Below are 13,869 nucleotides of genomic sequence, written 5' to 3'. Positions count from 1 at the left end.
CTTCGTTTTTTTATTTATTCCTCTGAGATAATTTTACCCTTATTTTCGTAACTGGGTCAGTAATTTAACAGCAGTTTCCTGATTCATGATTGGTTCCTGCTGTAGCTGATCCGATAAACGTACAATTTCATTTCCAATTGCGCCAACGGATAACGCTAAGGAACGTGCCTGCAACGACATATGTCCTTGTTGGATACCTTCCGTTACGAGAGCTCGTAACGCGGCAAGATTCTGCGCCAAGCCAACAGCAGCAATCACCTGTGCAAGTTCCTCGGCACTTTGGACATCTAAAAGGGCTAAAGCTGCCTGTGCTTTTGGTAAAACCCTCGTTGCTCCTCCTACCGTCGCAATAGCTAATGGCAGTTCGATTGTTCCCAGCAAAAAATCTCCTTCTACCTGCCAATGACTCAATCCTTGATAAGAACCATTCCGAGCAGCATATGCATGACAACCGGCAGCAACAGCGCGCGTGTCATTTCCAGTAGCTAAGACCACCCCATTGATTCCATTCATGATTCCCTTGTTATGAGTCACCGCCCGATAAGGATCAAGGGCAGCATACTGACTTGCTGCTGCAATCTTTTCAGCAACAGCCTTACCATTTTTTTTGGCTAACCGATCCACAGGTATCCGACAAGAGACATTGACTAAAGATTCTGTTGCATAATTACTTAAAATACTAAACAAAATATCTTCTTCTGGAAACCAGTCGCGAAAAGTTGTCGCTACTCCTTCAAGAATCGTATTTACAATATTGGCCCCCATAGCATCCTTCACATCAATCAAAAGATCAACGGAAACAAAGGTTCCTACTTGTCGCGTAGTCAACGAATGTAATCCTCCGCCTCTTTTGATGATTGAAGGATAACTTGCTGCCGCTTTTTCCTTGATTTCTGCTTGGCGTGCTTCAATTTCTGTTCTCACTTCTTCGGGATTTTCAACCTCTTGAAAAACAATCTGTCCCCGCATCAGTCGCTGCTGGATTTCTCCTTGAAAATCACCGCACAGCTTTCCGCCATTACTACAAGCCGCAATGACCGATGGCTCTTCTGTCGCCATTGGTACAACATATTTTTTTTCATTGACGGATAGATTCAAGGCTACTCCTAATGGGATTGAAAAGTCACCGATTTGATTTTCAATCAGATGATTTGCAATTGCAGTATCCAAGCCCGCTTTTTCAAATTCTAGCTTAGTTTCCGGCGAGACCTTCTTTTCTCGGACTAATTTTGCCAATCGCTCTTCCGGTGAAAGCTCGTAAAATTTTCCTTTGCTTTCGTTCGACCGCTCCAAAAGAACTGCTAACCCCAATCCTCCACCAATACACAAGGAAGCTACACCATACTGTTTCTGATGATCAATCAGCTGATAGCTTAAGGTAGTTAAAATACGTGCACCGGTTGCACCGATTGCATGTCCTAATGAGATACCGCCACCATAGATATTAACTTTTGCCGGATCCAAGCCTAATTGTTGTTCCACCACACTAGAAGAGGAAGCAAAAGCTTCATTGATTTCAAACAAATCGATGTCACTGATGGATAACTGATTTCTTTCCAAAAGCTTATTAATAGCTTTGATGGGAGAAATTCCCATGATTGACGGATCAATCCCCACTTCTACTGCGTCTTTGATAACTGCCAAATAAGGGAGATCGTTAGCATCCGCATAGCTTTTTGATGCCAATAAAAGTGCCGATGCCCCATCATTTAGTGTGGAAGCATTTCCTGCTGTCACTGTGCCGTTTTCTTTGAAAACCGTGCGTAACTCGGCTAATTTCTCAACGGTGGTTGAAGGGCGAATTCCTTCATCTTCATTGACAATTCCAGTTCCCACTGTCAGGGGCACGATTTCTTTTGTGAATCGTCCGGTTTTTTTCGCCGCCGCAGCTTTCATCTGAGAATGATAGGCAAAAAGATCCTGAGTCTCTCTGGAAACCTGATAGTTTTCCGCAACATTTTCCGCTGTGATTCCCATATGATTCCCACTGAAAGAATCAATCAGCCCATCCTGCAACATGCTTGAGATTGCTTCCCCATACGTTCCATCTGTTTGATAAGGCAGTAGTTTAGGTGCTTGAGACATGCTCTCAGTCCCACCAGCCAAAACGATCTCCGCTTCGCCCAGTTGAATCAACTGTCGTGCCAAGATAACTGCCTTCATTCCAGAACCACAAACCTCATTAATCGTTGAAGCCGGAACTTCAACTGAAATGCCACTATTTACCGCAATCTGTCGCGCGGGATTTTGACCATTTCCAGCTTGAATGACATTGCCGAAAATTACCTGCTGAATCGCAGATTTTATTTTATTATTTCTTTTAAGCAGTGCTTTGGTAACCTGCGTGCCAAGTTCAACTGCACTGACTTCACTTAATGCACCTTTGTATTTTCCAATTGGTGTGCGTAACGCATCAATAATGACAACTTCTTTCAAAAGTGACACCTCCAAATTGCAATATATCATTAAACAGGAAAAAAACAAATAACATTTTCCTTCTCACCTAAGCTAAAACTAGAAATTTTAACAAACTTTAAATTCTCGCTTTTTTTATCCCCAAAATCAAAGAATTATGATACCTTTATATCAGACTGAAAAATGAGTTGAAGGAGTCTGAGTATGACAGTAGGTATTGATAAAATTAGTTTCTTTGTTCCACCTTATTATATAGATATGACAGATCTTGCTAACGCCCGAAACGTCGACCCAAACAAATTTCATATTGGGATTGGTCAAGATCAAATGGCAATCAATCCAATCAGCCAAGATATCGTTACCTTTGCTGCCAATGCTGCAGCAGCAATTCTGACGGAAGAAGACAAGCAAGACATCGACATGGTTGTTGTCGGAACAGAATCAAGCATTGACGAATCAAAAGCATCAGCGGTGGTTTTACACCGTCTAATGGGCATTCAACCCTTTGCCCGCTCCTTTGAGATTAAAGAAGCTTGTTATGGTGCAACAGCTGGGCTACAACTGGCAAAAAACCACGTTCTGTTGCATCCAGATAAAAAAGTTCTGGTTGTGGCAGCTGATATCGCCAAGTACGGATTGGCCTCTGGGGGGGAACCCACTCAAGGAGCCGGAGCAGTCGCAATGTTAGTGACCAGCGACCCGAATATTTTAATCCTTAAAGATGACAGCGTAAGTTTAACTCAAGATATCTATGACTTTTGGCGGCCAACCGGTTATGAATACCCAATCGTTGACGGTCCTTTATCAAACGAAACTTATATCAATGCCTTTGGAACTGTTTGGCAAGAACATAAGAAACGAACTAATCTTGATTTTACCGATTATGCAGCACTAACCTTCCATATTCCTTATACAAAGATGGGAAAAAAAGCTCTATTAGCACAAATTACTGATCTCAAAGAAGAAGAACAAGCCCGCCTATTGTCTCGCTACGAGGAAAGCATTCAATATAGCCGACGAATCGGCAACCTCTATACTGGATCTTTGTATCTAGGATTGATTTCTCTGCTAGAAAATAGTTCCGCTTTGCAGTCTGGCGATCAAATTGGTCTATTCAGCTATGGTTCTGGAGCCGTTGCCGAGTTTTTCACAGGAGAATTAGCAGCAAACTTCAAAAAACCTTTATTAACAAAAAAACATCAGCAACTACTAAATAACCGTAAACAATTATCAATCAAGGAATATGAAATACTTTTTTCAGAGAAAATCAACTTAGATACTCTCTCTGATTATAATGACCCAACCCCATATAGTATCGTGAGAATTAAAGACAACATTCGAACATATCTCGACTAAAAAGGACATTGATTGTCCTTTTTTTCGTTGAAAAACCTAGTTCATAGGTGACACCATCAGTCCGATTTGACGAAGAGCCGAAAAAGCTCTTTTTGTCAAAAAAAAGATGTATCAATCTTCTAAGAAGACTGATACATCAATGATACCGGCGGCCGGGGTCGAACCGGCACGCCCTCAACGGGCACTGGATTTTGAGTTGGGCTAGATCAGTATATTTGGAGTTGAAATCCTATTAAATCAATGTTTTTAAATGTTTAAACTTGAATGAAAACGCTAGAATTTTAATGATTTGGTCCAAAAATGGTCAATTAAAGAAGCAACAGAATATGGTATACTCTAAAATTTATATATCAAAAAGTTTTTCCTGATTACTACAAGTATACAATCTTAAAAAGATTCATGCTATCAATCCTTTGTTTGGATTGCTCCGATAGGCTTGGTATATTAATAAAAAGCTTCTTTTTGGCTCTACTAAGAGCTACGAAATAGACTCTATGATCTTCATTCTCCTTAATCGAGGGAGACAATATAAATTTTAAATCTTTATCCTCATTGAAATTATCACTATTTTCGATAATTAATAAAACACTCTCTTCCTCGTCACCCTTCGACTTGTGAATGGTTCTAAACAAGCTACCTGTATCATCCAAATCTACAATACTAGCAATATCTTTATAAACGATCTCGGAATAAAAATCTCTCATTTTTCCTCTACTTATTTTCTGTTTTGTATAAAATTTTCCGAAAATGTAAGTATTGTAAAAATCTGTTATAGATAAATTTTCATAATTTGGATAACTGCTCAATAAACTTTGAAGATTTTTTAAGGAATCACAATCCTCAAATTTTTTATCTTTACGATATGCTTTTGACATTGACTTCATTGCATCTTGAATTCTACCATCCTTTGCATATTCTACACTTTGAATCACGAAATATATTTTTCTTCCTCTATCTCCATCGTCAAATAATAAACTTAGTTTCAAATCTTCATTGTTTAAATTATCTACTCCATGTTTTAATTTACTAGGATCATCTTTTCTATAGGCTAGTGTTAGTAATGGATCTTCACCTGCGATAGATTTCGCATGTTGAAATGCACTTTGCATACTTCCTACAATAAGAGACGGCTTATCTCCTCTGATTTTTTTTGGAGAAAACTGATTCAATTTTGCATCCCTACTAATATGGTTAAGTACATTTATTATCTCTGTTGTACTTCTATTATTTCCTCTAATCTTAAAATGTTTTGCTCCCTTCAAATTGAAGTCAATAAATTCGTCCACTTCTGCTCCAGCAAATTTATAAATTGATTGACACTCATCGCCAATAACACCTACGATTGTTTCTCTTTCTGCAATCTTTTTTATTATTTTGCTCTGTATTAAACTTGTATCTTGAAACTCATCAATCATAATATATGGAAATTTTGCTCTAATAATATCAACGATCCTTTTGTTTTTTTCAATTATTTTTAAACTAAAGAACATAACATCATCATGGTGAATCAATCCTTTAGCCCAACAAATTTTTTTATATTCAAATAATGATTCTTTTTTGATAAAATATTTCCCAATTTTTCCTTGCCATAAATTGGGAAAACCGAGATAAGGAACACCCTTATCATCTAACTTCCAAAGTATTTTTTGGAGTCTACCGGAAATCTCACTTAAAGAACTAGCGTTAGTCAAATACCCAGATTTAGTTGAAGTAATCCATTCTTGAACAACTGAATAAGTTGGGACTATATCATCATGACCTGAAATTCTTTCAAAATCAAAAACGTATTCATCAGAAAGAATCCATAGATATGGTTTTACAATATGCTTAAAAAAAAAGTTGTGAATTGTACCAATTTCAGCATAATCTGTTGCTATTCCGAGTCTCTTTTTTAGAGTTTCAACAGCAATATTGGTATAAGTAATACATCCGACCTTTCTAAGTTCTGAGATCTTACTTGAATTTCTTATGATATTTTGAATATGGTTAGCCAGTAGAGTGGTTTTCCCAGCTCCTGGGCCAGCACTTATTTTCAAATGTTTGTCTATTGGGAGAAACGTATTACTAGTTATCTCTTCTATTTGAATATCCATTTGAGCGCCTCCGAAATGTAATTTGGTACGTTCAACTCTATTTTATCCAACTTTTCTGTTTTATCACTATTATTATTCAAATTTATCAGCATTACTTTTGTTGATAATTCTTGGGCTGCTTCTCCTTTTTTTATAGATTCTAGGTATCTAGTTGCAATCACGTGTTTCATAAATTCTTTTTTTTCAAAATGATGGTTTTCATAAATTTCTTTTAGTTCGTTATTGGTAGTATTTGACCTTAAAATGTCAACAAAAGTCTTTAAATCTACTTCTTGTGATTTTTTATAGTTATCAATTGACTTTTTATAGTAATCAATCAAGCTTTTCAACTCAGGCTTATTTTTTACACTATGAGTTATTAGGTCTTCACATTCAATATTTTCTAGCATCATTTGATATTCTAATGTAGAACCTAAAGACATAGGTTGAGAGTAAAAACCAATGTTTTTACTCCAAAATTTGATATCCTTATTTAACACGGAATTTGAACAAGGGTTATACTCATATTTCTCAGAGTCAAAATTTAGGAAAATAGGATGACATTTTTTCCAATATGACTCATCATCGCTCTTTATTTTTTTTTCTTTTCTGACAGGGTCTCTGTCAGTAATGCAAACAACTTTTTTACTCATAGCAAAACTTGAATTATTTAGATTGAACAATTTAAGGAAATGATCAAAATATCTTCCATTCATATTGATTACAGTAATATGTTGATCAATTAAATCCTTGTCAATCATTCTACCAAATTCAGGAACTAATAATTGCTCTGCTAATCCTTCCACAAAAATTATTTTCTTAGCAAAAAACATATCTGATCTGGTTACATCCAAGAACCTCTCAACAAACAACTTTGATTCTTGATCTTCCATAGAGCAACTAAAGACTTTGCTCGGATATGATACCTTTAAATTATTACCGTTATGCTCAAGCACTATCAAATTATCAAGTTTAACAGCCGCCGTAATATTTGGGGAATGCGATGTTATAAATACTTGGCGAACTTCATTCTTACTATTTGAAGTCAAAAAGCTCAATAATTTATATTGCATACTAGGATGCAAGTGCGCTTCCGGCTCTTCAATTGCTAAAATAGAATAATTTTTTGCATTGGTTCCAAGATAAGTACCCGAAGAATTTTTTTGCATTTTTGCTAACAACAGTGAAATGTAATAAGGTTATTATATCCCAATCCATTTTGAGCAGCGGGTATTTTAATTCCTGTTTCATTTTCTACAATTAGTTTCAAAGCAGAATATAATTCAGTATCATATATTTTTCCTTCAAAAGCAGGTTGTAGCTTTTCAAATGAGGCTCCTGTATTTGTGGCGTACTTCAACATTTCATCTTTTCCAGACTTCATTCTTACTTGGAGATCATTAATTAGACTTGAAGCTTTTGCTGAGAAATCTTTCTTTTTCTCTAGAATTTCGAGTTTTTTTTGCTCCGAGGTCATCTTAGTATCATTTTTTATATCATAGTCAATAAAGAAATCTATTACTTCCTTAAGTAGTGAGTTACTACCGACAAACATATCTCTTTCAACATCTCTAACCGCTTTCAAAAATTGAAAATCAAATTTCTTTAATGAATCATAGTCAATCAATGTTTTATAAGTAGGATCACCGATTAGCAAATGATATTTATATTTGGGTATAAAACTATTTTCTACTTCATTCCAATAATCCTCAATATCTTGACTACTTATATTGCCCATTATTTCGAAATATGAATCAATATATTTTTCTGGCAAATAATACTCATACGTTAGTCTTGCTTCATATGGTTTTTCTATTCTAGTTAACCATGTTGAAACAGTGATCAAATCATTGGAATAATCTTCGTCCTCAGCAGATTCAATAATCTTAGCAGTAATTACAATTTTCGGTGGCCTTTTCTTTAGCTCTTCGATTGAAATTTCTTTGTGGAAATCACCCACTGATAATTTCCTTTTTGCGTCTTCGCTAAATAAGAGCTGCATAGCTTTTATTATCGTTGTTTTACCTGAGTTATTAGCTCCAATAAAAACATTAACGCCATTATTCAGTAATATTTTCGTACTTTCTTTGAAGCATCTAAAATTAAAAATTTCTATTTCTGATATATACACCCTTTTTAACTCCTCCCAAAAAAATAAGAAATGTATGATAAACTCACTTTTATCCCAATATAACTTTTTTTTAGTCTATAAAAAGATCAGGAAGCATTTGTTGAATCATTAGACCAGAATGATACCCACCGTCTATAAGTTCATGTCCTTCAATAATCTTGAACTTCTTTTTGGTAATATCAAAAATATTTAACGCTCTATATCCTTCATGCGGTTCAAACTTCATTAAATGGTAAATAAACTTTACATCTGATAATTCATAAATGTCCCCCTCAGGATAGGTCATCTTACCAGTTCCAATGTGAGGTAACCCAAATAAATCAGTTGAGTTATCCCGTTTAGTGCAAAATATTTTCCACTCACCGTCATATTCAATTGAATCGGACTTAATAAAATTAATGAAATCAAAATCTTCATGTTTACATTCCGGAACGGAGAGAAATTTAGCGTAAATGGACTTAATTATTCTATTCTTGGTAGTAGGGTGATAGCCCTTAACAATTTTGGGATCACCGTCAACATCAAAGAATTTTTTATACGCTTCATCGTATACTCCTAAGAATGTATTACAATTCCTACATAAAGTTCTTGCTGTTCTTCCTTTCGGATAAAGTGACGTAGAAAGTTCGTTATCAAATAACTCATCACTAATTTGCTGCATTTCTTTCCCATTACGAATACCTTGATCAATCATATCTCGAAATGAGTCATTCATGAGTAAATTTAAAGATTTTGAAAAATCCATAGCTACTATGTCTTCATTTCCTACGCTTCGGGCCGGGTAATGTTCTTCACTCATTTTATAGTTCTTATAAAATTCCTTGCACAAAACGCATTGATGTTTTCTTCTCCGCTTAGCCAAATCTGACGTCCTTTCTAATTATGATCCAAATGAGTAATCTAACTCATTTCTTTATGAATCTGTTATTTTGATATATATAATCTACTATCAATTATTTCCTTTAATCCAAAAGATTCAAGTTGCTAATCTTATTTTTTCTAACTTCATCAGTCATCTTATCAAGATAAATCTTTAAATCTTTTTGATATAAAAAATCAGCAATACCACGGTAATGTTCATTCGTCCACGCGTACATACCGATTATCGTATCGATATGGAATCTCTCACCTTTTATATTCCCTTTTTCCTTTTCCATATCTGCCCTTGCCCACTGATCTTCAACGATACTAATTTTGTCAGATAAACCTGTAACAGAGTAATCTAACTGCTCAAGTTGCTCTGTCTTCCAGTCCTTCCAGTCGCTATCTTCCAGTAGCAATTCATTAGGCGTCGTATCTAAAGTCTCACAGATTTTAAGTAATGTAGCAAATGACGGCGAAAAAACACCACGCTCGATTTTAGAAACTGTTTGTTCGATGATCCCTAAAGATTCGGCAAGTTCCTTTTGAGTGATTTTTCGATCATTTCGAATCCGTTTAATATTTTTTCCAATTTTTTTATCTAAATTTTTCTCTTCATTAAACATCGTTTTAACCCCTTTAAGTTTGTTTGAAAGAGTTACATATCGTTTCTACTACATAATGGTAACATTTAATATGTTGGTTGTAAACAACACTAACATTATTAGTGTTTACAAAATGAATTATGCCTGATATACTAAAGGCAAACATTAATAGTGTTAGTTTATAACACTAAAAAGGTGGTGAATCTATGGCAAAACTCGTCTCAAAAAAAGATCTCATTCGAGCAGGTTATTCAAACTATCATGCAGCAAAGATCATCCACGATTCGAAACAGTTGTTAGTCAGCAAAGGCTTCTCTTATTATAAAAATCGCAGACTTGGAGTTGTACCGAATCATGCGATTGAAGAGCTGATTGGTATCGATCCACTGGAATCAGACTAATATAGGTGTCGAAACGCTGTGGCAAAGCGCGGTTGCGCCAGCAACCGCAAGCTTTGTTACAGCGATTTCGATACCCTAGCAGCTTTGCTGCTTCAAGCCCCATATTCTAACAGGGGGCTAACACTAAATAATTATGTCTTACCACTCCCCTCAACACTGTTACATCAACAATTTGTCTGTCACTTTTTTCAACTGTTCAGTCACACTCATATTACGGAGGTATTAAATGGAAAAATTAGATTCACTAGAAGTTGGAGAATCCATCAAAGAATCCCGACTGCTTCACCGATTATCACAAAAAGAATTAGCCAAAGAAATTGGCATTTCACGTTCTATGCTCTCTAAAGCAGAAGCAGGCACACGTAAACTATCTCAAAGCAATTTAGAAACACTATTTGACTTCTTTCACGACCTTGAAGGTGACGAACCTCTCAAAGGAAAAATAGATTACCTTTCCATCCACTTCTCTACTTTAGAATCCGAGTGGGTTATTACGGAAATATTAGGAATTGCAAATAAACATTTTGAATTTCACGATAGTGCACCTCTGGGTTACGACGATCGACTCTCCCTCTTAAATATCATCAATCTCTTAAGGTCTCATTCGAATCGAGAAAAGGGCGTACTTTTAGAGCTATCTGGGCAAGGCTGTACAATGTTAGGTGGATGGCTCAAATCAAGAAAAGAAACCTGGTTTGACTTTTTTGAAAAAGTATTCAAGTATCAGGGGAATTTCACTCGAATTGATTTGGCTTTGGATGATTCGGTAGGCGTAATTGATTTAGATGAGATCAAGGAAAAGATCGAACGAGAGGAATTCTGGTCAAAATTCAAAGTCGCTGAAGTGATCTCCTCAAAAGATATTTCTAATAATGAGTCAAACGGAACGACAATCTATTTCGGTTCCAAGAAAAGTTTAGTCCACTTCTGCTTTTATCAAAAAAATTATGAACAAAAACGCAAGAAAGGAATTGAATTGGATGAAGCAGGAATCGTCAATCGCTATGAACTACGATTCCGACATGAAAAAGCTGACAAATTAGCGAAAGAGTTATTGAAACACCAAGATGTAGAGAATGTCATATATGGGCTATTGAATACTCACCTGTGCTTTTACGATCGGCCTAAAACAGAAAAAGATGTTGAAATGGATCGCAACTGGAAACGTCTGATAGGATCGGCTAGAAAAATATCTTTACCTTTGGATGTCAAAGCGGTATCGTATGCAAGAAGTGCCTCATGGATAATCAATAATGTTGCTCCCACACTCAAATTTCTTTCAATCGTTGACACTCAATTGAATGCTAGACTACTAGAACAAATCATTGAAAACGCGGAATTAAATAAAAGACAAAAAACATTGATTGAAATCATCAAGGACGATCCAGAACCTTATAAGGATCAGATTCGTATATTTGAACGATCCTTCTTTTTTAGAAAGGAACAAAAAGAAAAAAGCAAAGTACACATAACAGAAGAAAATTATTCCTCCGATGCATACTCCGCCCTATACAAGTTGAGTATATCACATTCTGAAAAGCTTCTAAAGAACTTAGGAGGTTTTCAACAATGACGATAAGCAAGGTAAAAGGAAAATACAAGGTTGATGTGTCTTTTGGAGTCGATCCAATTACAGGCAAACGAATTCGAAAAAAATTCTATGGAATCGACACATTAGCGAAGGCGAAAATGATTGAGAGTGAGCTTAGACAAACTGATACAACAAAATTAATGAAAGATCGTACTACTATCACTTTCGAACAACTCGCCGAATTGTTCTCTGAACAAACTAAACATGAGCATAAACCTTCTTACAATTATTCAAAGCAAGCAAATTTCAAAAGCCATCTTCTCCCCTATTTCAAAAATGCGGATGTCAGAAATATTTCCAGATCACACATTCGAGAATTTCGAGAAGTGCTCATTGACAACAGCAATCTAAGTTACAACACGATCAACAAAATTATTTTGCTCTTAAAGAAAATATTTGATGTAGCTGTTGATGAAGAAATTATTGATACAAATCCTTGTTTTAAAATCAAAAATCTTCGAATTGAAAAGAAAGAGATGGAGTTCTGGACACCCGATGAATTTTCACAGTTCTTAGATTATCTGAAAGAAGAAAATTCAAAAGAAAACTGTTTTGAATTAATTTTCTATACTCTCTTCTTTACAGGAATGCGAATTGGTGAACTGCTTGCTCTAACTTGGAATGATATTGATTTTAATCGGCGTGAGATCATCATCAATAAAAATGTCTCACAAATCAAAGGACAGACGGTTGTATCCTCACCGAAAACTAAAAGCTCGATCCGCAGAATCAGTATCCATTCAAAACTCGCAAATATGCTGAAAATCTGGAAAAAAGAACAAAAGGAATTATTCATCAACAAGTTCGATCTTCCACACGGAAACACGACACAAGTCTTTCAATTTAAATTGATGGAGACTACAAGATTTCACGTTCGCAAGAAAATGGATGTGATTTATCGCCATCATCCAGATTTGAAAAAGATTAGAATCCACGATTTCCGCCACTCACACGTGGCTTTGCTGATCGATAATAGAGAAGAATTAGTGACAATCAAAGAACGAATGGGACATTCAAGTATTACAACGACCATTGATGTTTATGGGCATTTATTTCCTAATAGACAACAAGAAATGGCGGATCGCTTGAATGATTTGATTTAAGAAGTAACGAGCTGGTCCATGATTGGTCCATCAGAGGTGTTTTTCAACCAAAATACCTCTGATTCATTCTCTTGATTTCTTTCTTTCAATAACAAAAAAAGACCCAAAAAATTCTGCTGAGTCTTCATTAGGGCGAACGGTGGGATTCGAACCCACGCATGCCGGAGCCACAATCCGGTGCGTTAACCACTTCGCCACGATCGCCATCGTACTATTCAATTTCAAATAAAAAACTAAGATGAAATAACATCTTAGCTCTTTATACCGGCGGCCGGGGTCGAACCGGCACGCCCGTGAGGGCACTGGATTTTGAGTCCAGCGCGTCTGCCAATTCCGCCACGCCGGCATAACAATATAATAGTAATAATTAGTACTAAGGCGGTAACCGGATTTGAACCGGTGATGAAGGTTTTGCAGACCTCTGCCTTACCACTTGGCTATACCGCCATTATACTATTTTTTTCTACATCTGTAAATGTAGAACTGGGGTAGCTGGATTCGAACCAACGCATGAGGGAGTCAAAGTCCCTTGCCTTACCGCTTGGCTATACCCCAATAAAGGGCGAATGATGGGAATCGAACCCACGAATGCCGGAGCCACAATCCGGTGCGTTAACCACTTCGCCACAATCGCCATGACACTAACTAACAGTAACAAAAAATAATGGCAGGGGCAGCAGGAATTGAACCCACACTAACGGTTTTGGAGACCGCTGTTCTACCTTTAAACTATGCCCCTAATGGAGGAGAGTGGATTCGAACCACTGAACCCGAAGGAACGGATTTACAGTCCGTCGCGTTTAGCCACTTCGCTACTCCTCCATGGTGGCGCGGGACAGAATCGAACTGCCGACACATGGAGCTTCAATCCATTGCTCTACCAACTGAGCTACCGAGCCACAAAAAATGAAGATAATTAAATTTATAAATGGCGGTTCCGACGGGAATCGAACCCGCGATCTCCTGCGTGACAGGCAGGCATGTTAACCCCTACACCACGGAACCACTCATATTATGGAGGTTAACGGGATCGAACCGCTGACCCTCTGCTTGTAAGGCAGATGCTCTCCCAGCTGAGCTAAACCTCCATATTTTAATTAATGATCCGTACGGGACTCGAACCCGTGTTACCGCCGTGAAAGGGCGGTGTCTTAACCACTTGACCAACGGACCAACAAAACGGAGAGTAAGGGATTCGAACCCTTGAGACAGTGTTTACCATCTACATGATTTCCAATCATGCTCCTTCGGCCTCTCGGACAACTCTCCCGAGTGAAAGAAGCTCATTACTCTACAATTTTAAAAAAATTGAGAACTCCGGCAGTAGGACTCGA

At 36.8% G+C, this 13,869-nt stretch carries 9 protein-coding genes, 12 tRNA genes and 1 pseudogene; 4 read left to right on the top strand and 18 right to left on the bottom strand.

What is annotated here, in order from left to right; all coding sequences use genetic code 11:
• Positions 1 to 39: 39 nt before the first annotated feature.
• Positions 40 to 2,436 (bottom strand): hydroxymethylglutaryl-CoA reductase, degradative, encoded by a 2,397-nt coding sequence (locus tag BAU16_RS02350; protein WP_137605937.1) that lies wholly within the window; start codon positions 2,434 to 2,436, stop codon positions 40 to 42.
• Between the two features lie 183 nt (positions 2,437 to 2,619).
• Here BAU16_RS02350 and BAU16_RS02345 point away from each other — a divergent pair, with 183 nt between their 5' ends.
• On the top strand, positions 2,620 to 3,771 hold the full coding sequence (locus tag BAU16_RS02345; protein ID WP_137605938.1) for a hydroxymethylglutaryl-CoA synthase: 1,152 nt from the start codon (positions 2,620 to 2,622) through the stop codon (positions 3,769 to 3,771).
• A 371-nt stretch (positions 3,772 to 4,142) separates the two neighbouring features.
• Here the strand turns inward: BAU16_RS02345 and BAU16_RS02340 are convergent, their stop codons facing one another.
• From BAU16_RS02340 to BAU16_RS02325, 5 genes and pseudogenes are all read right to left on the bottom strand, one after another.
• Positions 4,143 to 5,864 carry an ATP-dependent helicase gene (locus BAU16_RS02340; protein ID WP_161526368.1) on the bottom strand — a complete coding sequence of 574 codons (1,722 nt, stop codon included), beginning with the start codon at positions 5,862 to 5,864 and terminating at the stop codon, positions 4,143 to 4,145.
• Entirely contained in the window at positions 5,849 to 6,916 is a 1,068-nt protein-coding gene (locus BAU16_RS13765) for an ATP-dependent nuclease (protein WP_442896816.1), read from the bottom strand. The genes BAU16_RS02340 and BAU16_RS13765 overlap by 16 nt, the downstream gene beginning before the upstream one ends.
• Positions 6,890 to 7,974, bottom strand: a pseudogene (locus tag BAU16_RS13760) (ATP-dependent nuclease); the annotation flags it as partial. The gene BAU16_RS13765 and the pseudogene BAU16_RS13760, both read right to left, overlap by 27 nt.
• Positions 7,975 to 8,044: 70 nt before the next feature.
• Positions 8,045 to 8,773 carry a hypothetical protein gene (locus tag BAU16_RS02330; RefSeq protein ID WP_161526367.1) on the bottom strand — a complete coding sequence of 243 codons (729 nt, stop codon included), beginning with the start codon at positions 8,771 to 8,773 and terminating at the stop codon, positions 8,045 to 8,047.
• 163 nt (positions 8,774 to 8,936) lie between these two features.
• Positions 8,937 to 9,461: a helix-turn-helix domain-containing protein gene (locus BAU16_RS02325; RefSeq protein ID WP_161526366.1), complete on the bottom strand. Its 525-nt coding sequence runs from the start codon at positions 9,459 to 9,461 to the stop codon at positions 8,937 to 8,939.
• Between the two features lie 185 nt (positions 9,462 to 9,646).
• Between BAU16_RS02325 and BAU16_RS02320 the strand changes: the two genes are divergently transcribed.
• From BAU16_RS02320 to BAU16_RS02310, 3 genes are all read left to right on the top strand, one after another.
• Positions 9,647 to 9,841 carry a DUF3173 family protein gene (locus BAU16_RS02320; protein WP_086303677.1) on the top strand — a complete coding sequence of 65 codons (195 nt, stop codon included), beginning with the start codon at positions 9,647 to 9,649 and terminating at the stop codon, positions 9,839 to 9,841.
• A gap of 226 nt (positions 9,842 to 10,067) precedes the next feature.
• Entirely contained in the window at positions 10,068 to 11,414 is a 1,347-nt protein-coding gene (locus tag BAU16_RS02315) for a replication initiation factor domain-containing protein (RefSeq protein ID WP_161526365.1), read from the top strand.
• The gene (locus tag BAU16_RS02310) at positions 11,411 to 12,535 is read left to right on the top strand and encodes a tyrosine-type recombinase/integrase (RefSeq protein ID WP_161526364.1); all 1,125 of its coding nucleotides are present in this window, start codon (positions 11,411 to 11,413) and stop codon (positions 12,533 to 12,535) included. Before BAU16_RS02315 ends, BAU16_RS02310 begins: the two co-directional genes overlap by 4 nt.
• A 131-nt stretch (positions 12,536 to 12,666) precedes the next feature.
• Here BAU16_RS02310 and BAU16_RS02305 read toward each other — a convergent pair.
• From BAU16_RS02305 to BAU16_RS02250, 12 genes are all read right to left on the bottom strand, one after another.
• Positions 12,667 to 12,739 (bottom strand) — tRNA-His (locus BAU16_RS02305).
• A gap of 58 nt (positions 12,740 to 12,797) precedes the next feature.
• A tRNA-Leu gene (locus BAU16_RS02300) sits at positions 12,798 to 12,881 on the bottom strand.
• Positions 12,882 to 12,911: 30 nt separating this feature from the next.
• Positions 12,912 to 12,982: transfer RNA gene (locus tag BAU16_RS02295), tRNA-Cys, on the bottom strand.
• 36 nt (positions 12,983 to 13,018) lie between these two features.
• Positions 13,019 to 13,090: transfer RNA gene (locus BAU16_RS02290), tRNA-Gln, on the bottom strand.
• A 6-nt stretch (positions 13,091 to 13,096) separates the two neighbouring features.
• A tRNA-His gene (locus tag BAU16_RS02285) sits at positions 13,097 to 13,169 on the bottom strand.
• A gap of 31 nt (positions 13,170 to 13,200) precedes the next feature.
• A tRNA-Trp gene (locus BAU16_RS02280) sits at positions 13,201 to 13,274 on the bottom strand.
• A 2-nt stretch (positions 13,275 to 13,276) separates the two neighbouring features.
• Positions 13,277 to 13,357, bottom strand: a tRNA-Tyr gene (locus BAU16_RS02275).
• Position 13,358: 1 nt separating this feature from the next.
• Positions 13,359 to 13,434, bottom strand: a tRNA-Phe gene (locus tag BAU16_RS02270).
• A gap of 30 nt (positions 13,435 to 13,464) precedes the next feature.
• Positions 13,465 to 13,540, bottom strand: a tRNA-Asp gene (locus tag BAU16_RS02265).
• Between the two features lie 10 nt (positions 13,541 to 13,550).
• Positions 13,551 to 13,623: transfer RNA gene (locus BAU16_RS02260), tRNA-Val, on the bottom strand.
• Positions 13,624 to 13,636: 13 nt separating this feature from the next.
• Positions 13,637 to 13,708 (bottom strand) — tRNA-Glu (locus BAU16_RS02255).
• Between the two features lie 7 nt (positions 13,709 to 13,715).
• Positions 13,716 to 13,804, bottom strand: a tRNA-Ser gene (locus BAU16_RS02250).
• Between the last annotated feature and the right edge of the window lie 65 nt (positions 13,805 to 13,869).

The organism is Enterococcus sp. JM9B (genome assembly GCF_009933265.1).
In the GTDB taxonomy this organism is placed as follows: domain Bacteria; phylum Bacillota; class Bacilli; order Lactobacillales; family Enterococcaceae; genus Enterococcus_C; species Enterococcus_C songbeiensis.
Note: the sequence above shows the minus strand (reverse complement) of the source record. Positions and strands in the feature narration are given on the sequence as shown.

Bases quoted from the DNA above. Each gene is read 5' to 3' on its own strand.
- BAU16_RS02320 (WP_086303677.1), top strand. From the start codon at position 9,647: ATGGCAAAACTCGTCTCAAAAAAAGATCTCATTCGAGCAGGTTATTCA.
- BAU16_RS02325 (WP_161526366.1), bottom strand. From the start codon at position 9,461: ATGTTTAATGAAGAGAAAAATTTAGATAAAAAAATTGGAAAAAATATT.
- BAU16_RS02345 (WP_137605938.1), top strand. From the start codon at position 2,620: ATGACAGTAGGTATTGATAAAATTAGTTTCTTTGTTCCACCTTATTAT.
- BAU16_RS02330 (WP_161526367.1), bottom strand. From the start codon at position 8,773: ATGAGTGAAGAACATTACCCGGCCCGAAGCGTAGGAAATGAAGACATA.
- BAU16_RS02340 (WP_161526368.1), bottom strand. From the start codon at position 5,864: ATGGATATTCAAATAGAAGAGATAACTAGTAATACGTTTCTCCCAATA.
- BAU16_RS02310 (WP_161526364.1), top strand. From the start codon at position 11,411: ATGACGATAAGCAAGGTAAAAGGAAAATACAAGGTTGATGTGTCTTTT.
- BAU16_RS02315 (WP_161526365.1), top strand. From the start codon at position 10,068: ATGGAAAAATTAGATTCACTAGAAGTTGGAGAATCCATCAAAGAATCC.
- BAU16_RS13765 (WP_442896816.1), bottom strand. From the start codon at position 6,916: ATGCAATATAAATTATTGAGCTTTTTGACTTCAAATAGTAAGAATGAA.